Raw genomic sequence first — 22433 nt, forward strand, 5'->3', positions numbered from 1 at the left:
ATTAATGGCACGGACCGGCCCCAAAAACTCAGCCCGCAGGGTGCTGACCTGGCTTGGAGCAATTTTCGTTGTACTGACCGCCGTCCTCGGTGGCGGGGTCCTGACTGGCCACGCCAGCTGGGCTCCCAAACTCGCCTTGGACCTTGAGGGTGGAACCCAGATGATCCTGGCGCCCAAGGTGGAGGGTGCCAGCGATATCAATGAGGAGCAACTCAACCAGGCTGTCGCGATCATCCGCCAGCGCGTTGACGGCTCCGGTGTTGCCGAAGCCGAAATCAGTACGCAGTCAGGCCGCAACGTCGTGGTCAGCCTGCCGGGTACGCCGTCCAAGGAAACCCGCGACCTCATCCAGGCCTCGGCGGACATGAACTTCCGCCCCGTCATCACCTACGGCGATCCTGCTGCGGTCCCCGCCGAATCCCGCACTCCGGACGACCAGCTGAACAAGCCGACCGCCGAGCCGACCAACGCGAGCGATCCGAACTGGGTCACCCCCGAGGTCCAGAAGGAATTCGAGGCCCTGGACTGCGTCAATCCTTCAACGGAGAAGCGCGACCGTTCGGACCCCGCGAAGCCCCTGGTGACGTGCGAGGCCGCGACGGACAAGACGCCGGCCATCAAGTACATCCTCGGACCGGTGGAGGTCAAGGGCCAGGACATCGCCGATTCCACGTTCTCCCAGGTCCAGGGTGCACAGGGAACGGTGACCAACTCCTGGGGCGTGAACATCGTCTTCAACGGTGACGCCACGGAGAAGTTCAAGCAGGTTACCGAACGCCTCAACCAGTACTACGTTGCCGCGCAGGCCCAAGGCAGTGACGACCCCAAGTCGCAGTTCGCCATTGTCCTGGACGACAAAGTCATCTCGGCTCCACGCGCCCTGGCCGTCATCACCGATGGCCGTCCGCAGATCACCGGAAACTTCACCCAGGCCACAGCCAAGGCCCTCTCCGACCAGCTCCGCTACGGCGCACTGCCCATCAGCTTCGAGATCCAGTCGCAGGAACAGATCTCGGCCACCCTCGGTGGGGACCAGCTTCGCCTTGGCCTGTTGGCGGGCCTGATTGGCCTTGCCTTGGTGGTTGTCTACTCGCTGTTCCAGTACCGCGCCCTTGGCCTGGTAACGGTGGCATCGTTGGTTGTGGCTGGTGCGCTGACCTACCTGGCCATCGCCATCCTGGGCTGGACCGAGAACTACCGTCTCTCCTTGGCCGGTGTGGCCGGTTTGATCGTCGCCATCGGCCAGACGGCTGACTCCTTCATCGTTTACTTCGAACGAATCCGCGACGAGCTCCGTGAAGGCCGCGGCCTGGTCTCCGCCGTCGAGAACGGTTGGAAGCGCGCCAAGCGCACCGTCCTGGCATCGAAGGCCGTCAACCTCCTCGCCGCCTTGGTCCTCTACTTCGTGGCCGTCGGCAACGTCCGTGGCTTTGCCTTTACCTTGGGCCTCACGGCCGTGGCCGACCTCATCGTGGTCTTCATGTTCACCCACCCCACGCTGCAGGCCTTGGCGCGTACCAAGTTCTTCGGAGAAGGGCACCGCTTCTCCGGCCTGTCTCCTGACCGGCTGGGAGCAGTACCCCTGTACCGTGGCGCGGGCCGTCTCCGGACGCCCGCCGACAAGCCGGTCAACGTTCGCGCCCGGAATGCGGGTGCCACAGCCGAAGCTGAACGCCGCATGACCATCGCCGAACGGCGCCTTGCCGAGAAGGGCCAGCTCACCGGCACCTCGAACGGCACCAAGGAGGAGAAGTAATGAAGACGAGCTTCGCAACCTTCGGCTATGAGCTCTACACCGGCAAACGTTCGTACAACTTTGTCGACTCCAAGAAGATCTGGTTCACCATCGCGGCTGTCGCAGTGGTCCTTTCGATCCTGATTCCCGTTCTTAAGGGAGGCTTCAACCTCGGCATCGAGTTCCGCGGCGGTTCGGAGTTCACGGTATCCAACGTGAAGACCACCGACGCCGCCCTGGGCGAGAAGGCCGTCCACGACGTCGTCGCGGGAGCCGTGCCGCGCGTGGCGAATGTCGCCGGCAACACCATGCGCATCCAGACGGACCAGTTGACTGACGACGAAACCAACCGCATCAAGGATGGCCTCACCAGTGCCTACGGCGTGACCGAGAACGAGGTCACCTCCAACTTCGTAGGTCCCACCTGGGGCCAGGATGTCACCCGGCAGGCGCTGATCGGCCTGGTGGTCTTCGTTGGACTGGCTGCCGTCCTCATGGCCCTGTACTTCAGGACCTGGAAGATGTCCCTGTCCGCCCTGGTGGGCATGCTCGTCACGATGTTCACCACAGCGGGCGTGTACGCCCTGAGCGATTTCGAAGTCACGCCGTCGGCCATCATCGGCTTCCTGACCGTCCTTAGCTACTCGCTGTATGACACGGTGGTGGTCTTCGACAAGATCCGTGAGAACACGTCGGACATCGCGACCTCTTCCCGCCGGACTTTCGCCGAAGAGGTAAACCTCGCGGTCAACCAAACCCTGGTCCGTTCCATCAACACCATGATGGTGGCCGTTCTTCCGGTTGCTGCGATCCTGTTCATCGGTGCCGGACTTCTTGGCGCGGGCACCCTACGGGACCTCTCGTTGGCCCTGTTCGTGGGTATCCTGATCGGAACTGCCGCCACGATCTTCATTGCTGCGCCTCTGTACGCGTGGCTGCGCCAAGGCGAGCCGGAGCTCGTCAAGCAAGCCAAGAAGGTCTCCCACCGCCGTACCGAGGCCGCTGTTCCCAGCGCCTAGGAACTCTTTCACCGGAAGAGCCGGGCACCTGCTTCAGTGCAGGCGCCCGGCTCTTTGACTTGCCGGTCCATCCGTCATGTGCTGCCGGGTTGCGGAAGCATTCGCTTCCGGGAATAGACTGGGAGAATTAAATCGGTCGTGAGGGGTACTTCTGTGGAAGAACGTGCGACGTCGGCACCACCGGCGGGCGGGGAAGACGGTCACAGCGGGGTGGCTGTTCCAGCAACAAGCGTGGCTGGACGGACTGCTGCTGTCCCGGTTGATGCCCCCGGGCCACGCCCAACCTTCCCTGGACGACGCGAACGCACGCGCTCCCGCCTGGCCCGCCTGACCGGCAGGGGAGTGGCACCATACTCGCCCATCCTGGAGCCGTTGCTGCGGACCGTCCGGGCCAACAACCCCAAAGAGGACTTCGACCTCATCCAGCGCGCTTTCGCCGTCGCGGAGCGCAGCCACCAAGGGCAAAAGCGCAAGAGCGGCGATCCGTACATCACCCATCCCGTAGCCGTCGCCACCATTCTGGCGGAGCTCGGCATGACCGGTACCACGCTGGCGGCAGCCCTGCTGCATGACACTGTGGAGGACACTCCGTACACGCTCGCCGATCTGACGCGGGACTTTGGGCCGGAAGTAGCCATGCTGGTGGATGGCGTCACCAAGTTGGACAAGGTCAGCTTCGGCGAGGCGGCCCAGTCCGAGACGGTCCGCAAGATGGTCGTGGCCATGGCCAAGGACATCCGTGTCCTGATGATCAAGCTGGCGGACCGGCTCCACAACGCCCGTACCTGGCGGTTCGTGTCCGCTGAATCCTCCTCCCGCAAGGCGCGCGAAACCCTGGAGATCTTTGCTCCGCTGGCCCACCGCCTGGGCATGAACACCATCAAATGGGAGCTCGAGGACTTGTCCTTCGCCGCACTGTACCCCAAGGTGTACGAGGAAATCGTGCGGATGGTGGGGGACCGGACGCCGGAGCGTGAGAAGAGCCTCAGCGTCATCCGCAACCAGATTGCCGATGACCTTCGCACCGCGCGGATCAAGGCGACCATCACCGGTCGCCCCAAGCATTACTACTCCATCTACCAGAAGATGATCGTCCGGGATAAGGACTTTGACGACATCAACGACCTCATGGGCGTCCGTGTCCTGGTGGATTCGGTCCGGGACTGTTACGCAGCCCTGGGCACCCTGCACTCGCGTTGGAACCCGCTCCCGGGGCGGTTCAAGGACTACATCGCGATGCCCAAGTTCAACATGTACCAGTCACTGCATACCACCGTGATCGGCCCTGGCGGCAAGCCCGTTGAGATCCAGATCCGGACCCACGAGATGCACCGCCGGGCGGAATACGGTGTAGCGGCGCACTGGAAGTACAAAGACCAGCCCAACCGCACGGCCGTTGGTCCGGGAAGTCCGCGTGACGGTGACATGGGTTGGCTGCGGTCATTGGTTGACTGGCAGCAGGAAACTTCCGATCCCGGCGAGTTCCTCGATTCGCTGCGTTACGAGATCAACGCCCGGGAAGTGTTCGTGTTCACGCCCAAGGGCGAAGTCATGGCCCTCCCGGCGGGATCCACGCCCGTGGACTTCGCCTACGCCGTCCACACCGAAGTGGGACACCGCACCATCGGCGCCCGGGTCAACGGCAAGCTGGTACCCCTCAACAGCGAACTGAACCATGGCGACTGGGTAGAGATCTTCACCTCCAAGGCAGAAGGTGCCGGCCCCAGCCAGGACTGGCAGCATTTCGTCAAGTCGGCGCGTGCCCGCAACAAGATCCGCCAATGGTTCAGCAAGGAACGCCGCGAAGAGGCCATTGACCGCGGCAAGGACATGCTGACGCGGGCGATGCGCAAGCAAAACCTGCCACTGCAGCGCCTCATGACCCATGACGCCTTGTCGTCCGTGGCCGAGGACTTCCATTACGTGGATATTTCCGGCCTGTACGCGGGTGTGGGCGACGGCCACACGTCTGCACAGTCGGTCATGGAAAAGCTCATGGAGCAGCTGGGTGGCCATGAGACGCCTGATGAGGACCTTGACGAGGTCAGCATTCCGACGCAGGTGGCCAAATCCAAGTTCTCCGATTCCGGCGTCATTGTGCGCGGCGTGGGCGATGTGTGGGTCAAGCTTGCCCGGTGCTGTACGCCCGTCCCGCCGGATCCGATTCTGGGCTTCGTGACCCGGGGTTCCGGAGTGTCGGTTCACAGGACCGACTGTACGAATGTCGCAGGCCTTCGGGACCAGCCGGACCGGATCGTGGAAGTGGAATGGGCTCCGACGCAGTCGAGTGTCTTCCTGGTGGAGATTCAGGTTGAGGCGTTGGACCGCAAGTCCCTGCTCTCCGATGTCACCAGGGTTCTTTCGGACAACCACGTGAACATCCTTGCGGCATCGGTCCACACGTCCAGCGACAGGGTGGCCATTTCCAAGTTTGCCTTCGAGATGGGTGATCCGAAGTATCTGCATCACGTCCTGAGTGCCGTACGCCGCATCGACGGAGTCTTTGACGTCTACCGGACCACGGGCAACCGCCGCCGAAGCTAACCATCCTGTAACCGGGCCAAGGTGGCGAGGGCGCGCTTCTTGTGCGGTACCCGCGGGGCAGCCTGCACGGCCAGGGTTACCAGGCGGAGCCGGACTCCAAGGTCCGGCTTTTCCAGGAGTGAAGACAACGCCGGAAGGGCATGCTCGGCTTCGACGTGCAAGGCGATGTCCGCTGCGGTCCGCAAAGGGCTGCTGACGAGCAACCCGCCAAGGCTGACGACGTCAAACTGGCCGAGCCGAACCTCGTGCAGGCTGCAGCCACGGGCACCGCGGATGCTGGAGATGCGGTGCTTGGCGTCAACCAGCAGCGTCAGGCTCCTGGGTGGCCTGGCACAGCCATAGATCCATGCCGCCGTCAGCCTGCCGGCCACCACTTTGGTCCGCATGCGTTCCGGAACGGCCAGCGCGGCAGCCCGGGCTCTCAGACGCGGGGTGACCGCGGATCCGGGCGCTGCGTAGCTTTTTCCGTACAGCGGCGACAGGATGCCATCCGATGCCATGCTCTGGAGTTCGGGCCAAGTGAAGATGCGTGGCGCGGAGTAGAGCTCATGAAGTACGGGTTCTTGCAGATGCGCGGTGGTGACAGCGGAGACCATCCATCGATCATTTCCCGAACCCCGAAAACGAGTACAGGCCCCGTCCCGGCTATGTGGATAACCGGGACGGGGCCTGCCTTCGTGGAAAAAATCCTAGGCGAGGTCGCTTGCCGAGCGCTGGATCTGGTCCAGCCAGGCCTGGCGGGCTTCGAGGGCTTCGCGGGCGGCCTTGATGCGTCGCTGGTCGCCTGCTTTCTCAGCTTTCTCCAGGTCATCCTTGAGGCTGGCGATGGCCGACTCAAGCTGCGAGAGTGCACTGTTGGTGCGGGCCTTGGTCTCCGGGTTGCTCCGGCGCCACTTCTCTTCTTCGGCTTCCCGGACAGCGTCCTCAACCTTCCGCAGGCCGGCCTCGATGCGTCCCATGTCCGCACGCGGCACCTTTCCGGCGTCCTCCCACCGGTCACGGATGGACTGCAGGGCCTTCTTGGCAGCGTTCAGGTCATTGATCGGCAGGAGGGCCTGGGCCTCGGCCACCAGCTCTTCCTTGACAGCCAGGTTGGCGGTGTACTCCTGGTCGATCTGGTCGTTGGCCGCCTGCCGGTTGCTGAAGAAGACGTCCTGCGCTGCACGGAACCGGGCCCAGAGCGCGTCGTCGTCTTTGCGGCTGGCGCGGGGAGTGGCCTTCCACTGGTCCATGAGCCGGCGGTATTCGCCTGCGGCATAGCCCCAGTCCGTTGACGAGGAGAGTCCCTCGGCCTCGGTGATCAGTGCCTCCTTGGCGGCCTTCGCTGCCGAGTTGTTGCTGTCCAGCTGCGAGAAGTAGGCGCGGCGGTGGCGGTCGAAGACCGTGCGTGCCGACCGGAAGCGCTTCCACAGTGCGTCTTCGTTGCTGCGTCCCAGGCGGACGCCGCTCTTCTGCGCCGCCTTCCAGGTCTCAAAGAGCTCGTTCATGCGGGCGCTCGAGGTCTTCCACTGGATCTGCGCGGGATCCTGTCCGGCGATGGACTCGGCTTCTGCGACGATCGTTTCGCGGGCTGCGAGTTCGCTGGCCCGGACGGCGTCGTGCGCCGCCTTCTCCGATTTTTCCAGCTCCACGATCTGGGTGGAGAGCGAGTCCAGGCGCGCCTCGGCGGAGCGGATATCGCCCACCATGTTCCGTTCAGCCAGTTGTTCCCGCAGATGGGCGACGGTCTTCTGCATGTCCGTGGCCGGTGCCTTGGATTCCACGCGGTGTTCCAGGAGCACCACCTGGGCGATCACGTCGTCGAACTTCCGGGCGAAGTACCCCAGGGCCTCATCAGGGCTGACGCCGGGGTATTGGCCTACGGCGAGTTCTTCACCGTCCAGGGTGAGGAACACATGGCCGTCGCCTTCGGCGCGGCCCCACTTGGCGGCTTCGGCGAGGGACGCTGCGGACACTGCCGGCGCGGCAGGTACGACGGCGGCGGGAGCCTTGGGACGCGCTGCGAAGGCAGCGGGCGAGGGAGCCGGGCGGGGTGCAACAGGCTTGGCTTCCGGCGTCGTGGTTTCGACGCCCGGCGTCTCTTCCTGGCCGCTGCCCTCGGTCGCCTCGACGGCTTCCTGGTTGGTCACTGCTGCTGTTTCGTCGGATTTCTGACTGTCTGTCACCGCTAAAAGTCTTTCGCTTGGAGGGACTGCTAAAGGTCATGCACCCCAGGCCGGGGCCGGGAGTCGGTTACTTCAGTGAAAAAGAGTCTATCGTGACAGGTGCCACAGGGGCGCCGTCGTTGTTGGCGGCACCGGCCTTCAGCCCGGCCGCCGCGATCTTGGAGACCACATCCAGGCCACTCGTCACCTTCCCCACTATGGTGTAGCCGCCGGCAGAGTCCGAAGGGATCAGGGTGTCCTTGTAGACGATGAAGAACTGGTGGCCGTTTCCGTAGGCGTTGTTACCGCTGCGTGCCACGGCGATGGTTCCCGCGGGGTATTTGTTGTCGGCCGGCGTGTTTTCCAGCGGTCCCCACCGGTAGTTGGGGTCATCGGAACCGTCCTCGGCCTTGGCGCCGCACTGCAGCAGCCCAAAAGTATCCGAGGTTGTCAACCGGTGGCAGAAGGCACCAGCGTAATAGCCGGAATCGCTAAGCGACTTGAGGACGGCAGCAGCCTGTGGAGCGGTGGTTCCATCGATCTGGACTCCCACCACGCCGCTGTTCAGGGTGAGTTCTCCCGTGAAGGTCTTCCCCGCGGCTGTGTCCGCACTGGGAACGTCCGCGCTGTTGCTGGCTGCGGGCGAGGCGGACGGTGAACTGAGCCCGGCCTGGGCCGCTGCATACTCCTCCTCAGTTGGATTGGAGCTGAACACCGTCAATTGGAGCACCACGGCCAGGACCAAGGCCACGATGGCTGCGGTGATGGCAAGGGTATTGTCCCGCTTGCGCCGCTTGCCCTGTTCCTGCCGCAGGGCACGCTTGGCTTCCATTTGCCGGATGCGTCGTCTGGCCTCGCGTTCATCGCGCGACTTCGTTGCCAAGAGTCCTCCTGTTAATGTCCGTGTACCAGGGCGGCCGAGGGGATCCGGGCATGCTGCATTAGAAGTGCACGCGAGGAAAGCATAAACTGGCTGCCGCACATAGTTTATGCATGACCGTCTGGACTCCTGCCCAATAAACGCTGATTGGATGTTTATTGTCGCTGCATTGAATTCCGGGTCGGCTTTCTTCGAGGAGACATTTCCACCATGGCACGTACCGCCTCCCTGTCCGGATTCCCCGAGTGGCTTCCCCAGGAGCGGTTGGTGGAACTCCATGTCCTGGATACCCTCCGCAAGACCTTCGAGCTGCACGGTTTCTCATCAATTGAGACCCGCGCGGTGGAAACGGTTGGCCAACTGCTGCGCAAGGGCGAAATCGACAAGGAAGTCTATGGATTGAGCCGGCTCCAGGATGACGACGGTGAACCGGCGAAAGCTGATCGCTCGGATCCGAACGCGCTTGCACTGCACTTCGACCTGACGGTGCCGTTCGCGCGGTACGTCGTGGAGAACGCCGGCTACCTTGCCTTCCCCTTCCGCCGCTACCAGATCCAAAAGGTGTGGCGCGGAGAACGCCCGCAGGAGGGGCGTGCCAGGGAATTCACGCAGGCCGATATTGACGTTGTGGGCGACGGTGAGCTGCCGTTCCGCTACGACGTGGAAATCGCCCTGGTCATTGCCGAAGCCCTGAGCGCACTTCCGATTCCGGAGTTCCGGCTCCGTGTGAACAACCGCAAGCTGGCGGAAGGTTTCTACCGCGGCATCGGCCTCACGGACACTGCGGGGGTGCTGCGCAGCATCGACAAGCTGGAGAAGATCGGTGCCGATAAGGTGGCGGAGTTGCTCAAGAGCGAGCTAGGGGCCACGGACGAGCAGGCCGGCCTGGCGTTGCAGCTTGCCACGATCCGCACCGAGGACACGTCCTTCGTGGCCCAGGTCAAGGCTCTCGGTGTCAAGGACGACCTTCTTGACGAAGGCCTGAGCGAGCTCGAGCAGGTCATTGAGGCAGCAGTGCTGCGTGCCCCCGGCAAGGTGCTCGCAGACCTCAGCATCGCCCGCGGCCTGGACTATTACACCGGCACGGTGGTGGAGACCGTCCTGGTTGGCCACGAGCAGCTGGGTTCCATTTGCTCGGGCGGACGTTACGACGCCCTGGCCAGCAAGGGCAACCGCAAGTTCCCCGGCGTTGGCCTTTCCATTGGCGTGACCCGCCTTGTCTCGCGGATCCTGAGCCAGGAGTTCGCCACGGCATCCCGTTCCGTGCCAACTGCGGTCCTGGTTGCCTTGAACCACGATGACAGCTGGTCCGCAGCACAGGACGTCGCTGCGCAGTTGCGCAGCCGCGGCATCGCCACGGAAGTCGCCGCGAAGGCCGAAAAGTTCGGCAAGCAGATCAAGTTCGCGGACCGTCGTGGCATTCCGTTCGTGTGGTTCACCGACGAGGATGGCAAGCACCAGGTCAAGGACATCCGTTCGGGCGAGCAGGTGGATGCGGATCCGGCCACCTGGACTCCGTCGGACGAGGACCTGTACGTCCGGGTCACCACCGCCTGACTTCCCCCGTAGCGGGGGCCGCAACCGGGGCGGGTAAACTCGGACGGGATCGTCCTTGCGGACATCCCTCAAAATTCATGCTGAAAGGAATGCTGTGCTGCGCACACATGACCTCGGATCACTCCGTTCCGAGCACATTGGACAAACCGTTACCCTGGCCGGCTGGGTAGGCCGCCGCCGCGATCACGGTGGCGTGGCATTCGTTGACCTGCGTGATGCCTCCGGTGTCGCCCAGGTGGTTGTCCGCGAGGAGGAGGTCTTCCACGGCCTGCGCAACGAATACGTCCTGCAGGTGACCGGTACCGTTAACAAGCGTCCCGAAGGCAACGAGAACCCCGCCCTGGCCACCGGCGACATTGAGGTCATCGCGGACAAAGTGGTGATTCTCAACACCTCCGATCCTTTGCCGTTCCAAATTGACGAGCACGTGGAAGTTGGCGAGGAGGCACGCCTCAAGCACCGCTACTTGGACCTCCGCCGCCCGGGCCCGGCCCGCAACCTCCGCCTCCGCTCTGAGGCCAACCGCGTAGCCCGTGAACTGCTGCACCAGCGTGGTTACGTCGAGATCGAAACGCCCACGCTGACGCGTTCGACGCCGGAAGGCGCCCGCGACTTCGTGGTGCCGGCACGCCTGGCCCCGGGTTCCTGGTACGCCCTGCCGCAGTCACCGCAGCTTTTCAAGCAGCTCCTCCAGGTGGGCGGCTTCGAGAAGTACTACCAGATCGCCCGTTGCTACCGCGATGAAGACTTCCGCGCGGACCGCCAGCCTGAGTTCACCCAGCTGGACATCGAAGCCAGCTTCGTGGACCAGGACGACATCATCGACCTGGGCGAAGGCATCGTCAAGGCACTCTGGCAGCTGATCGACGTCGAAGTCCCCACGCCCATCCGCCGCATGACCTACCTCGACGCCATGGCCCGGTACGGTTCGGACAAGCCGGACCTGCGCTTCGGCCTTGAGCTGACCGAGCTGACGGAATTCTTCAAGGACACCAACTTCGGTGTGTTCAAGGCTCCTTACGTGGGCGCCGTGGTCATGCCCGGTGGTGCGTCCCAAGCCCGCCGCGCCCTGGATGCCTGGCAGGAATGGGCCAAGCAGCGCGGGGCCAAGGGACTGGCTTACGTCCTCTTCAAGGAAGACAGCGAGTTGGCCGGTCCCGTTGCCAAGAACCTCACCGAGCAGGAACGCGCAGGCCTGGCGAATGCCGTGGGCGCCAAGCCGGGGGACTGCATTTTCTTCGCAGCGGGCGAGAAGTCCGCTTCGCGTGCACTGCTCGGCGCAGCCCGCGTGGAGATCGGCCACCGTACCGGCCTGATCGACCCGAACGACTGGGCGTTTGTCTGGATTGTTGACGCTCCCATGTTTGAGCCTGCTGCCGCGGCTGTGGCGTCCGGGGATGTCGCGGTTGGCGCCGGCCAGTGGACGGCTGTGCACCACGCGTTCACCTCGCCCAAGCCTGAGTTCCTGGACACCTTCGACCAGGATCCGGAATCGGCGTTGTCCTACGCCTACGACATTGTGTGCAACGGCAATGAGATCGGTGGCGGTTCCATCCGCATCCACCAGGCCGATGTCCAGGAGCGCGTGTTCAAGCTGATGGGCCTGGACAAGGAAGATGCCGAGACCAAGTTCGGCTTCCTGCTCGAGGGCTTCAAGTACGGCGCCCCTCCGCACGGCGGCATCGCCCTTGGCTGGGACCGCGTGGTGGCCCTGCTGGCCGGCGTCGAGTCCATCCGCGACGTCATCGCCTTCCCCAAGACCGGCAACGGCTTTGACCCGCTGACCGCAGCGCCTGCTCCGATCACGGCGCAGCAGCGCAAGGAAGCCGGAGTGGACTTCAAGCCGGAGGCCAAGCCCGCCGCAAAGCCGGAGACCAAGTCCGAGTAAAGTTCCCCTTCGAAGGCTCCCCGTCCGCGGGGAGCCTTTGCCGTTCCCGCCGTCAGTGAAAGGTGGCCCCCTTCATGCTGGACCAGTCCTCGATCGAAGCCCTCATGGACGAGGCCTGGCCGTCCTTGGACCGGGAAGAATCTGGTGCTTGGGTGCTGAGGGCGTCTGAGGGCGTGACGCAGCGGGCCAATTCAGTGTGGCCACGCGGATTGTCCGCTGGCGCGGACGGCGCGGCGCTGGCCGCGGCCGTCCGTGATGCCTCCGAGTGGTACCGTCGCCGCCGCCTCCCGCTGATCTTCCAGGTGTTCGACGACGCCCGCAGCGCGGGCCTCAATGACGTCCTGGATGGCTTGCGCTTCACCCGGCAGTCCGCCACGCAGATCATGGTGCGCGGCACGTCGGGCCTGCCGGCGTGCGGTGACGGCCGCGTGGAGTTGTCGCGTTGCCCATCGGAGGAATGGCTGAGGCTGTGGTGGTCGGTGGACGGCCGCGGCGGTGAACCTGAACTGGAGGTCGCGCGCAGGATCCTGACCGGCTGTCCTTCCGTCTACGCCCTCGTGAGGGACGACGCCGGCCAGCCGGCCGCCGTCGGGCGTCTTGCTTTGGCGGGTGGCTGGGGTGGCATTTATGGCATGGCGACGTCGGAAGCGCACCGCAGGCGGGGCTACGGGACGCTAGTGCTGAACGCCCTGCTGGGCCAGGGCGCGAAGGAGGACCTCAAGGGATTCTGGCTGCTGGTCACAGCGGCAAATCATGGTGCGCAGAGCCTGTACCGACTGGCAGGCTTCAGGGACTACGGCAGCTATTTGTATCGGCAGGCACCGCTGCAGCGGGGAAGGTCAGGCTGCTAGAAATCAGCCTGGCGGGTCGGTGACGGTGATGCGGATGGAACATGCATCGGAAGCAGCTTTGGGCAGGATGGCCGTCTTCGGTTCCTGAACATCGAGGAAGGCCAGCCGGGTCCGTTGGGCCCAGGCCTGCGCGACCGGGGCCTTAAGGACTTGCTCCACCAGGGCGCGGTCCCCTCCGGGGACGATGTATTCGATCAGGTGCGAACCAAAGATCCGGCCCACATGATCGGCTGCAGTCTCCACCAAAGCGTCTGCCTGGTTGGATCGCCGCCTGGCAAACCTTTGTTGTGACTGCCCTCCTGCCGATGTCCGGGACTGGACATAGCGGTTGCCGCTCTTCGACGCGAGGATCTTGCCGCCGCTGGCTGCGGCAATGGCAAAGCCGCCACGTCGCACCAGGACAAGCCCCAGCCCGCGTTCCTGGGCAGCCAGGGAGGCCAGGCGCTCCAGTTCAGTGGCGCCGCGCCCCGGCCGCCCGTCGATCGGCCATGGCGGCCTGAGCGCAGCCGTGGTGCCGTCGGTCGCGCGCAGGACCAGGGCGTCGCCGTCGAAATCCTCGGCCACCGCCCCGTGGCCCGCTGCAAAACGATCCACCCAGCCCTTGAGCCGCGCGGCAGGAACCAAGGCCGTCCGGCTGGCGGCGCGGGGTCCTTGGTGGTGCGGGCTGGTTACGGGCCGGTCCACGTCAATGTCTCCTTTGCTGGAACTATGAGTAGCCTATCCATGTGGAAGATCTCTTTGGTGCCGGTGCAGTCGACGATGACGAGTCGGAGGATGTGCCTGCGGCCGGGGGAGTCTCCGATGCGGGGTGGATGGCTTCGCAGCGCAGCCCGTTGGCGGTCCGCATGCGTCCCCGGACCCTGGATGACGTGGTGGGACAACAACACCTCCTTGGCCAAGGCTCACCACTGCGGCAGTTGGCGGCGGGGGCGGAGGCAGCCGGTCCTGCGGGGCCGAGCTCGGTAATCCTGTGGGGTCCGCCGGGTACCGGCAAGACGACTCTCGCGCATGTGATTGCCAAGGGACCGGGCCGGAAGTTCGTGGAGTTGTCCGCCATTACGGCGGGCGTGAAGGACGTGCGGCGGGTGATGGATGAGGCCCTGACTGCCCGGGACCTCTACAAGAAGACCACGGTCCTGTTCCTGGACGAGATCCACCGGTTCAACAAGGCCCAACAGGATGCCCTGCTTCCCGGTGTCGAAAACCGGTGGGTGGTGCTGGTGGCGGCCACGACGGAGAATCCCTCCTTCTCCGTGGTGTCGCCCTTGCTGTCGCGCTCGTTGCTGCTGACGCTCAAGCCACTGACCGATGAGGACATTTCGGGGCTGCTGCAGCGGGCGGTCCTGGATGCGCGTGGACTCGGCGGGCGGGTGGAGCTCAGCCAGGAAGCCTTGGAGCACCTGGTGCGCTTGTCGGGTGGGGACGCGCGGCGGGCACTGACCGCGCTGGAAGCTGCCGCAGGTGTCGCTTTCGGTGACAGCGCCGCCGTCGAAGGCGAAGAAACGCACGACGGCGAGCCGGGCCTTGCCGACGACGGCGCACCGGACGCGCCGGTACCCGTGGAATTGCGCCACACGGAACGCGCCGTGGATGCGGCAGCCGTCCGGTATGACCGGGCCGGCGACCAGCACTACGACGTGGCGAGTGCCTTCATCAAGTCCATCAGGGGTTCGGACGTGGACGCTTCCCTGCACTACCTCGCGCGGATGCTCGAGGCGGGGGAAGACCCGCGCTTCGTGGCGCGCCGCATTGTGATCTCCGCTGCCGAGGACATTGGCATGGCTGATCCCACCGCGCTCCAGACGGCCGTGGCCGCAGCACAGGCGGTCCAGCTGATCGGCATGCCGGAAGGGCGGATCATCCTCGCTGAAGCAGTGGTCCATCTTGCGACCGCGCCGAAATCCAATGCTGCCTACATGGGCATCAACAAGGCCATCGCCGACGTCCGTGCAGGATACGGCGGGGGCATACCGATGCACCTGCGTGACGCCCACTATCCCGGGGCCAAGCAGCTCGGCCACGGCCAGAGCTACACGTACGCCCACGACGAGCCGCATGGCGTGGCCACCCAGCAGTATCCCCCCGACGACCTGGTGGGCAAGGACTACTACGTGCCCACCACCAACGGCGCGGAAAGGGACATTGCCCCGAGGCTCGAACGGCTGCGCAAGATCATCCGCGGCCAGTAGCTTCCGTAGCACCACGGTGTGGGTCTGCGACCGTCCAACCGTGGCACCGTGGTAGGATTGATCTTCGTCTGGCATGACCCGACGCACAATCCCATGGAAGTTTCCTTCGATGGCACTGTGCCGTGGGCCAGTAGCAAGAGGCAGCGGTGGCCGACGCTCTCCCTGATGGAGGCCAGGAACACTGATACACCGCAGTAATTTGGAAGGACACAAGTGGCTAACAACACTCGTGCTCGCCGTACCGCACGCCTCTCGCGTGCACTCGGCATCGCTCTGACCCCCAAGGCCGCCAAGTACATGGAGCGCCGCCCGTACGGCCCCGGTGAGCATGGCCGTGCCCGCAAGAAGCAGGACTCCGACTACGCCGTTCGTCTGCGCGAAAAGCAGCGCCTGCGCGCCCAGTACGGCATCCGCGAAGCCCAGATGACCCGTGCCTTCGAAGAAGCACGCCGTACCAAGGGCCTGACCGGTGAAAACCTGGTTGAACTGCTCGAGATGCGTCTTGACGCCCTGGTCCTCCGTGCAGGCTTCGCCCGCACCATCGCCCAGGCCCGCCAGCTGGTTGTGCACCGCCACATCCTGGTTGACGGCATCCGCGTGGACCGCCCGTCCTTCCGCGTCGGCGAAGGCCAGCTCATCCACGTCCACAGCCGCTCCGAGGTCATGGCACCGTTCCAGGCTGCAGCTGCCGGTGCACACGTCCTGGCCACCACCCCGGCTTACCTGGATGTCAAGATCGACGCCCTGCAGGCAAAGCTGGTTCGCCGCCCGAAGCGCTCCGAGGTCCCCGTGATCTGCGAAGAGCAGCTCGTCGTCGAATTCTACGCTCGCTAAATTTTCCAGCAGCGCACTGAGAAGCCCGTGGCATACGCCACGGGCTTCTCTGTCTTTGCGGCTGGTGTTGGCGGTGTTGCCTCCACAGGTGAGATGAGGCTCCTTTTGTCTGTAAGGTACTTGGGGAAGCCCCAGCCAAACCGGAGACGGCCGGCGGGGCAGCGCAACGATCCTAGGAGATGAGTTCTATGTCTGGTGGCGACATCGCCGGCCTGATTGCGGCAGGAGTCTTCGCGCTCCTGGTTCTGTTGCTGGCTGTGCCGATCTTGAAGCTCGGTGGAGTTTTCGACGAAGTCCGCTCGTCCATCCGTTCCATCAGCGACGGCGCCACGCCCCTCATGGACGAGGTGACGGCCACGGTCTCCACCACCAACCAGCAGTTGAAGAAGGTGGACGGCATTGCGTCGAACGTTTCCGATGCCTCCGCCAACATTTCGGCACTGTCTTCGCTCGTTGCGGCCACGGTTGGTTCACCGCTGATCAAGGTTGCCGCGTTCAGCTATGGTGTCCGCTCCGCGTTCGCCAGGAAGAGCACCCCATCGTCCGGCCGGCGCAGCCGCTGATTCCCCGGGAAGGCATCACACATGAAGAGAGTTGTCTGGATGGGCATTGGCGTCGCGATCGGCGTCATCGCCTTCAAGAAGTTCAACGAGGCGCAGGCCTCCATCGGGCCTGATGGCCTGAACCGCGCCGTTGGCCGGCTGGCCGACGGGCTGTTCGACTTTGCCGACGCGGTGCGGGCGGGCATGCACGAGCGCGAAGAGGACCTCCGGGCGGCGTTGGGCATCGACGACGCCGTCCGTCGGTAGCGGGCGGGTTCGCCCCCGCGCCCGCAACAGGGCAGAATGGAAAGCTGCGGAACGGCATCAGCCGGTACCGCGCACAACGTGTGCAGTGAATTGAGAAGGGTAAGTAATCAGCCAATGAAGTCGCAGGAGATCACCAAGCGCTGGGTGGACTTTTTTGTCAGTAAGGGCCACACAGCCGTTCCCTCCGCGTCGCTCGTTTCCAGCGACCCGTCACTTCTCTTCACTGTGGCCGGCATGGTGCCGTTCATTCCCTACCTGACTGCCCGTGAAGAGCCGCCGTACAGCCGCGCCACGAGCGTCCAGAAGTGCATCCGCACCGGCGACATCGAGGAAGTCGGAAAAACCGCTCGCCATGGCACGTTCTTCCAGATGTGCGGCAACTTCTCCTTTGGTGATTACTTCAAGGAAGACGCCATCAAGTTCGCCTTCGAACTCCTTACCAAGAGCGTGGACGACGGCGGCTACGGGCTTCCGGCGGAACGCCTCTGGGTCACCGTCTACGAAGAAGACGATGAAGCCAAGGAACTGTGGCTCAAGAACACCGCCATCCCGGCCGAGCGCATCCAACGGATGGGCAAGTCCGACAACTACTGGCACACCGGCCAGCCCGGACCCGCCGGTCCGTGCTCGGAAATCTACTATGACCGCGGCCCCGGGTACGGCATCGAGGGCGGTCCCATCGCGGACGAGACCCGCTACATCGAAATCTGGAACCTCGTGTTCATGCAGTACCAGATCGAGAACGTCCGCTCCAAGGTGGACTTCGACATTGTTGGCGAACTTCCCAACAAGAACATCGACACGGGCCTGGGCATGGAACGCCTCGCTATGATCCTGCAGGGCGTGGAGAACATGTACGAGACCGACCAGGTCCGTCCTGTCATCGACAAGGCTGCCGAGCTGTCCGGCAAGGAATACACCTCCGCCGAGACCGACGAAGATCCGCACCACACCGACGATGTCCGCATGCGTGTTGTGGCAGACCATATCCGTTCAGCCCTCATGCTCATCGCCGATGGCGTGGCACCCTCCAACGAAGGCCGAGGATACGTCCTGCGCCGCCTGATCCGCCGCGCAGTGCGGGCCATGCGCCTCCTTGGAGTCGAGAACGCCTGCCTCCCTGAGCTCCTGCCGGTTTCCCGGGACGCCATGAAGGGCGTCTACCCGGTGGTCGAGACTGATTTTGCCCGCATCAGCCGCATTGCCTATGCCGAGGAAAAGGCCTTCCTCCGGACCATCGCTTCCGGCACTGCCCGCCTGGAAGATGCTGTTGCGGAGTCCAAGGCCGCCGGTGTTCCGCTCTCCGGTGCCGACGCCTTTACCCTGCACGACACCTACGGTTTCCCGATCGACCTCACCCTTGAAATGGCCGAGGAAGCCGGCCTCAAGGTGGACGAGGCCGGATTCCGTGCACTCATGCTCGAACAGCGCCAGCGTGCCCAGGCCGACGCCAAGGGCAAGAAGGGCGGTCACGCCGACCTCACGGCTTACCAGGAACTGCTGGGCGAAGGCGACACAGTCTTCACCGGCTACGACGAGCTTGAGGGCGAGTCCAGGGTCCGTGGCATCGTCAGCGGCGGCCAGCGGGTAGCCCACGCCTCGACGGGCGACGAAATCGAACTCGTGCTCAACGAGACCCCGTTCTACGCCGAGGCCGGTGGCCAGTCGGCAGACACCGGCCTTATCACCGGCGACGGTTTCGTCGTCGAGGTCCTGGACGTCCAGCGGCCCGTCAAGGGCCTGAGCGTCCACAAGGCAATCGTCCGCGAAGGCGAGATCGCCGGCGACGCCCTGGTGCGTGCCGCCGTCGACCGCGAACGCCGCCACGCCGCAGAGCAGGCCCACACGGGAACGCACATTGTGCACGCTGCCCTGCACCAGATCCTCGGCCCGGAGGCCACCCAGCGAGGCTCCTTCAACAAGGCAGGATACCTTCGCTTCGACTTCGCCTGGGGCGAAGGCCTGAGCTCCGCCACGCGCTCGGAAATCGAGGAAGTCTCCAACATCGCCATCCGCAACAACTTCCGGGTGGACACCAAGGTGATGGGCCTGGCCGAGGCCAAGGCGCTCGGCGCCATGGCATTGTTCGGTGAAAACTATGGCAGCGAAGTGCGGGTAGTGGAGATCGACGGTGCCTGGTCGCGGGAGCTGTGCGGTGGCACGCACGTGTCCAACACCTCGCTGATCGGCAGCCTTTCGCTTCTGGGAGAACAGTCCGTTGGCTCCGGAAACCGTCGCGTGGAGGCCTTCGTGGGCCTGGACGCCTTCCGCCACCTGGCCGCCGAACGTGCGCTGGTCACCGAGCTGACCGAACTCCTGAAGGTGCCGTCCGGCCAGTTGGCCGACCGTATTTCCAGCACGTTGAACAAGCTCAAGGCCACCGAGAAGGAACTCGACCGCCTGCGGAAGGAACAGCTTGCTGCAGCCGCGGCAAGCCTGGCAGGTACCGCACGTGACGCCGCGGGCGTCCGTGTCATTGCCCATGACGCAGGCCAGGTTGGTGGCGCGGACGATCTCCGCAACCTCGCCCTTGACCTCCGGAACCGCCTGGGTTCGGAGGCATCCACGGTGGCTGTCGCAGGCGTCAGCAACGATCGCCCCGTGGTCCTGGTGGCCACCAACGAGGCCGCCCGTGACGCCGGAGTGAAGGCCGGTGCCCTGGTTCGCCTCGCAGCCGGCATCCTCGGCGGAGGCGGCGGCGGCAAGGACGATGTTGCCCAGGGCGGTGGTACTGACGCTGCGAAGGTCTCCGAGGCCCTCGCCGCGGTAGTGGACGCGATAGCCAAGCGCTGAGGTGGGTTCCAGTAGCAGCGGCGACGTCTACCCCCGGGGCATCAAGCTGGGGGTGGACGTCGGCACCGTCCGCGTAGGGCTCGCCATCTGCGACCCCGACGGGATCCTTGCCACCCCGTTCAAGACCGTCGGACGGGACGCAAAGAAGAACTCGGACATCCGCGTCGTGGTGAAGCAGGCGGCTGAGCTCGGCGCCGTCCAGATTGTGGTGGGCCTTCCGCGCACCATGAAAGGCGAGGAGCGCGCATCGGCACAAATGGCATCCGAGTATGCCGAACTGTTGGCGGAGGCCTTGCTGCGGGCGGAAATGGATGTTCCCGTCAACCTCGTGGATGAGCGCTTGACCACCGTGACGGCGCACCGCAACCTGCACGAAGCTGGCATGAGCAGCAAGAACCACCGTAAAGTGGTTGATCAGGTTGCTGCTGCTGGAATACTCCAGCACGCGATCGACATGCAAAGAGCCAGAGGAACGGACGTTGGCCGCCGCGTGCAGGCGCGGGCGCAGTCCGAAACACCCAGCAGTGCCCCAACGCTGCGGGCTGCCTCCGGCAGTGATCCAGATTCTTCTACGAGGGGACTGCAACTGTGAGCCCGGTCAACAACGACCCCTCCAACGGTACGGGGGGCGGTGGCATGCCGCTGACCCGCAAGGAGTTGCGCGCAAGGGAAAGATTCCTTGCCACGCAAAACCAGAACGTGGTGCCCGTTCCCGAAGCCACGCCAGGCGAGGCGGGCGCCTCGGCGGAAGTGGAGCCCGAACTTCCCCGTCCCGTACCTGCGGTCCCCAATGCCGCAGCTGCGCAGCGTCCCTCCGTGGCACCTCCCGCAGCCCAGCCCACTCCACCGGCTGCGGCGCCTGCCCCGCCGGCAGCCGAGCCAGCGCCGCCGGCAGCCGAGCCGGAGCCGCGTCCGTCCGCGCAAGCCCAGTCCGCGGAGCTGCTGAAACCCGTTCCGCCTGCACCCGAAGCAGCTCCGTCCATCGCGGAAGAGCCTGAGCCTCACGAGGCCACCACCCATATGCCGGTCGTGGCCCCCGTCTATGCCGGCCACTCCGCGGGCGATCCAGGCCATGGCAGCGACGCCGCCGACCAGGGACACCACGATTACGTGGACCACGAAGTCCATCACGGCGGGGACATCCATGCCGGGCACGATGCGCACTACGCCTACGACGAGCATCATGAAGCCCATCCCGATGACCACCATCCTGAAGACCACGCCCATGAGCTGATTCCGGCCATGGAAAGCCCGGTGAGCAAAGCAGCTGCCCGCAAGGCGCGCCGCCGCCGTCGTGTGCTCGCCCTGCTCATCACCCTCGGTGTCTTCGTCGCCGCCATCGTGATCGGCGCCCAGTTCCTCAAACCGCTCCTGGGCATGGACAAGGTGACCGACTATCCGGGACCGGGTTCCGGTTCAGTCACCGTCACGGTGCCCGAAGGTGCCGGTCCCAAGCAGGTTGCCGCGGATATGGTGTCGAAGAAGGTCGTGGCCGATGCCGACAGCTTCGTGAAAGCCTTCACCGCGGAAGGCGGTGTCTTGTCTCCGGGCGACTTCACCTTCAAGACGGAGATGAAGAACTCCGATGCCGTCGCAATCCTTTCCAATAAGGATTCGTCCAAGGTCATCTACTTCGCCCTGAGCGCGGGCCTCCGGATCAATGAGTCGCTCGACGCGATCTCCAAGGGTTCGGGCATCCCGCTCCAGCAACTCAATGCGTTCAACCAGGCACCCGGCCAATTCGGGCTGCCGGCCAAGGCGAAGAACCTTGAAGGCTTCCTTGCGCCGGGTGAGTACCGTTTCCCGCTGGGTACGTCCGGCAAGGACATCATCCAGGCCCTCGTTACAGCCACGTTGGACGAACTCAAGGCGCAGGGCATCACGGACCAGGCCAAGCAGTACGACGTCGTGACCATCGCGAGCATCGTCCAGGCAGAAGGTGGCCAGGCCGATTACGGAAACGTGGCCGGCGCCATCTACAACAGGCTCAAGCCGGACAACAAGGAAACCAACGGCCTCATCCAGTCCGATGCCACGGTGACCTACGGCCTCGGCAAGAAGTCCTTCCACCTGACGGACGAAGAGAAGGCCGACAAGTCCAACACCTACAACACGTATGCGAATGTTGGACTTCCTGCGGGCCCCATCGGTTCGCCGGGCAAGACCGCGATCGATGCCGCCGCCAAGCCCACTGCCAACGACTACCTGTACTGGGTGACCATCAACCTGGACACCAAGGAGACCAAGTTCTCCAAGACGTTGGCGGAGCACAGCGGCTACGTCGAGCAATACAACGCCTGGTGCGCGGCCAATCCGGGACGGTGTGTGTGAGCCGCCGGGCTGCTGTCCTTGGCCATCCGATCTCACATTCGAAGTCTCCGGCGATGCATTCCGCGGCGTACGCGAAGCTCGGTGTGGACATCGGCTATTCGGCGATCGACGTGACGGTGGAATCACTTCCGGCGTTCATGGAAACGGTCCGCGGAGATGGCTCGTGGTGCGGTCTGTCCGTGACCATGCCGTTGAAGACGGCAATGGTGGCAGAGGTGGACGACGTCCGCGGTGCGGCCGCCCACTTGGGCGTGCTCAACACCGTGGCATTTGAATTCGACGGCGGTTCCGCCGTCCGACGTGTCGGATACAACACCGACGTCGCAGGCATTATTGAAGCTGTCCGTTACGCCGGTCTGGCAACGACGCCCCACGCAGCCATCCTGGGCGGTGGCGGAACCTCCGCGGCCGCGATCGCAGCGGTGCAGGAGATGGGGGCGGGACACGTCGATGTCTTCGTCCGCGATGTCTCCCGTGCCGTCGAAGCCCAAGCGGCCGCAGCCGCCGTCGGGATTTCACTTGCGGTCCGTCCGCTCACGGAAGCCTCAACAGCGGTGGCCGCGAGCGACCTGGTGATCTCTACCTTCCCGCCGCGTGCCGCCGATGCCCTGGCGGACGAGTTGGCGGACCAGCCCGGAACCGGGGGAGGGGTGCTGCTGGACGTCGCCTACGACCCCTGGCCGAGCCGCCTTGCCGAGGTGTGGCATGGGCACGGCGGAGCCGTGGTTCCAGGGCTTGAAATGCTGATGTACCAAGCGGCAGAACAGATCCGCCTTTTCAGCGGATGCGACGTGGATGCCGCCGTCATAGATGTGATGTGCGACTCAGTCGGGCTTCCCCGGCGAGTGTTCTAGAGGCC

18 protein-coding genes are annotated in these 22433 nt (G+C 64.5%); 14 read left to right on the plus strand and 4 right to left on the minus strand.

Annotated elements, in window-relative coordinates:
* The first annotated feature begins 4 nt into the window (after window positions 1–4).
* From secD to ACIPY3_RS07255, 3 genes are all read left to right on the plus strand, one after another.
* Window positions 5–1756, plus strand: a complete 1752-nt coding sequence (gene secD / locus ACIPY3_RS07245) for a protein translocase subunit SecD (RefSeq protein ID WP_400331927.1) — start codon at window positions 5–7, stop codon at window positions 1754–1756.
* Window positions 1756–2754 carry a protein translocase subunit SecF gene (secF, locus tag ACIPY3_RS07250; protein WP_400331930.1) on the plus strand — a complete coding sequence of 333 codons (999 nt, stop codon included), beginning with the start codon at window positions 1756–1758 and terminating at the stop codon, window positions 2752–2754. The genes secD and secF overlap by 1 nt, the downstream gene beginning before the upstream one ends.
* Window positions 2755–2907: 153 nt before the next feature.
* Window positions 2908–5298 carry a RelA/SpoT family protein gene (locus ACIPY3_RS07255; RefSeq protein ID WP_397321945.1) on the plus strand — a complete coding sequence of 797 codons (2391 nt, stop codon included), beginning with the start codon at window positions 2908–2910 and terminating at the stop codon, window positions 5296–5298.
* Here ACIPY3_RS07255 and ACIPY3_RS07260 read toward each other — a convergent pair.
* The 3 genes from ACIPY3_RS07260 to ACIPY3_RS07270 all read right to left on the minus strand — a co-directional run bounded on the left by ACIPY3_RS07260 (window position 5295) and on the right by ACIPY3_RS07270 (window position 8325).
* Entirely contained in the window at window positions 5295–5894 is a 600-nt protein-coding gene (locus tag ACIPY3_RS07260; RefSeq protein WP_400331932.1) for a hypothetical protein, read from the minus strand. The genes ACIPY3_RS07255 and ACIPY3_RS07260 overlap by 4 nt on opposite strands.
* 93 nt (window positions 5895–5987) lie before the next feature.
* Complete coding sequence (locus ACIPY3_RS07265; protein WP_400331935.1) at window positions 5988–7463, minus strand: DUF349 domain-containing protein; 1476 nt, start codon at window positions 7461–7463, stop codon at window positions 5988–5990.
* A 67-nt stretch (window positions 7464–7530) separates the two neighbouring features.
* Window positions 7531–8325, minus strand: a complete 795-nt coding sequence (locus ACIPY3_RS07270; RefSeq protein WP_400331938.1) for a peptidylprolyl isomerase — start codon at window positions 8323–8325, stop codon at window positions 7531–7533.
* Window positions 8326–8532: 207 nt separating this feature from the next.
* Between ACIPY3_RS07270 and hisS the strand changes: the two genes are divergently transcribed.
* The 3 genes from hisS (at window position 8533) to ACIPY3_RS07285 (ending at window position 12618) form a co-directional block, all read left to right on the plus strand.
* A complete protein-coding gene (hisS, locus tag ACIPY3_RS07275) occupies window positions 8533–9879 on the plus strand; it encodes a histidine--tRNA ligase (protein ID WP_400331941.1) in 1347 nt (448 codons plus the stop codon).
* Window positions 9880–9973: 94 nt separating this feature from the next.
* Window positions 9974–11767 carry an aspartate--tRNA ligase gene (aspS, locus tag ACIPY3_RS07280; protein ID WP_400331944.1) on the plus strand — a complete coding sequence of 598 codons (1794 nt, stop codon included), beginning with the start codon at window positions 9974–9976 and terminating at the stop codon, window positions 11765–11767.
* A 74-nt stretch (window positions 11768–11841) separates the two neighbouring features.
* Window positions 11842–12618, plus strand: a complete 777-nt coding sequence (locus ACIPY3_RS07285) for a GNAT family N-acetyltransferase (protein WP_400331947.1) — start codon at window positions 11842–11844, stop codon at window positions 12616–12618.
* A 3-nt stretch (window positions 12619–12621) separates the two neighbouring features.
* On the opposite strand, the gene ACIPY3_RS07290 is transcribed toward ACIPY3_RS07285, so the two are convergent.
* Window positions 12622–13302, minus strand: a complete 681-nt coding sequence (locus ACIPY3_RS07290) for an acVLRF1 family peptidyl-tRNA hydrolase (RefSeq protein ID WP_400331950.1) — start codon at window positions 13300–13302, stop codon at window positions 12622–12624.
* Between the two features lie 41 nt (window positions 13303–13343).
* Here ACIPY3_RS07290 and ACIPY3_RS07295 point away from each other — a divergent pair, with 41 nt between their 5' ends.
* The 8 genes from ACIPY3_RS07295 to ACIPY3_RS07330 all read left to right on the plus strand — a co-directional run bounded on the left by ACIPY3_RS07295 (window position 13344) and on the right by ACIPY3_RS07330 (window position 22428).
* Window positions 13344–14807, plus strand: a complete 1464-nt coding sequence (locus ACIPY3_RS07295) for a replication-associated recombination protein A (RefSeq protein WP_400331953.1) — start codon at window positions 13344–13346, stop codon at window positions 14805–14807.
* Window positions 14808–15020: 213 nt separating this feature from the next.
* Window positions 15021–15641 (plus strand): 30S ribosomal protein S4, encoded by a 621-nt coding sequence (gene rpsD, locus ACIPY3_RS07300; protein WP_387437188.1) that lies wholly within the window; start codon window positions 15021–15023, stop codon window positions 15639–15641.
* Between the two features lie 188 nt (window positions 15642–15829).
* The gene (locus ACIPY3_RS07305; RefSeq protein WP_397321634.1) at window positions 15830–16204 is read left to right on the plus strand and encodes a DUF948 domain-containing protein; all 375 of its coding nucleotides are present in this window, start codon (window positions 15830–15832) and stop codon (window positions 16202–16204) included.
* Window positions 16205–16225: 21 nt separating this feature from the next.
* Entirely contained in the window at window positions 16226–16450 is a 225-nt protein-coding gene (locus ACIPY3_RS07310; RefSeq protein WP_397321635.1) for a DUF6167 family protein, read from the plus strand.
* 114 nt (window positions 16451–16564) lie between these two features.
* A complete protein-coding gene (gene alaS / locus ACIPY3_RS07315; RefSeq protein WP_400331956.1) occupies window positions 16565–19243 on the plus strand; it encodes an alanine--tRNA ligase in 2679 nt (892 codons plus the stop codon).
* Between the two features lies 1 nt (window position 19244).
* Window positions 19245–19835 carry a Holliday junction resolvase RuvX gene (gene ruvX / locus ACIPY3_RS07320; protein WP_400331959.1) on the plus strand — a complete coding sequence of 197 codons (591 nt, stop codon included), beginning with the start codon at window positions 19245–19247 and terminating at the stop codon, window positions 19833–19835.
* Entirely contained in the window at window positions 19832–21574 is a 1743-nt protein-coding gene (gene mltG / locus ACIPY3_RS07325; RefSeq protein ID WP_400331961.1) for an endolytic transglycosylase MltG, read from the plus strand. Before ruvX ends, mltG begins: the two co-directional genes overlap by 4 nt.
* On the plus strand, window positions 21571–22428 hold the full coding sequence (locus tag ACIPY3_RS07330; protein ID WP_400332611.1) for a shikimate dehydrogenase family protein: 858 nt from the start codon (window positions 21571–21573) through the stop codon (window positions 22426–22428). Before mltG ends, ACIPY3_RS07330 begins: the two co-directional genes overlap by 4 nt.
* The last annotated feature ends 5 nt before the right edge of the window (window positions 22429–22433 follow it).

This window comes from Paenarthrobacter sp. NPDC089714 (assembly GCF_044748905.1).
Classification (GTDB): Bacteria; Actinomycetota; Actinomycetes; order Actinomycetales; family Micrococcaceae; genus Arthrobacter.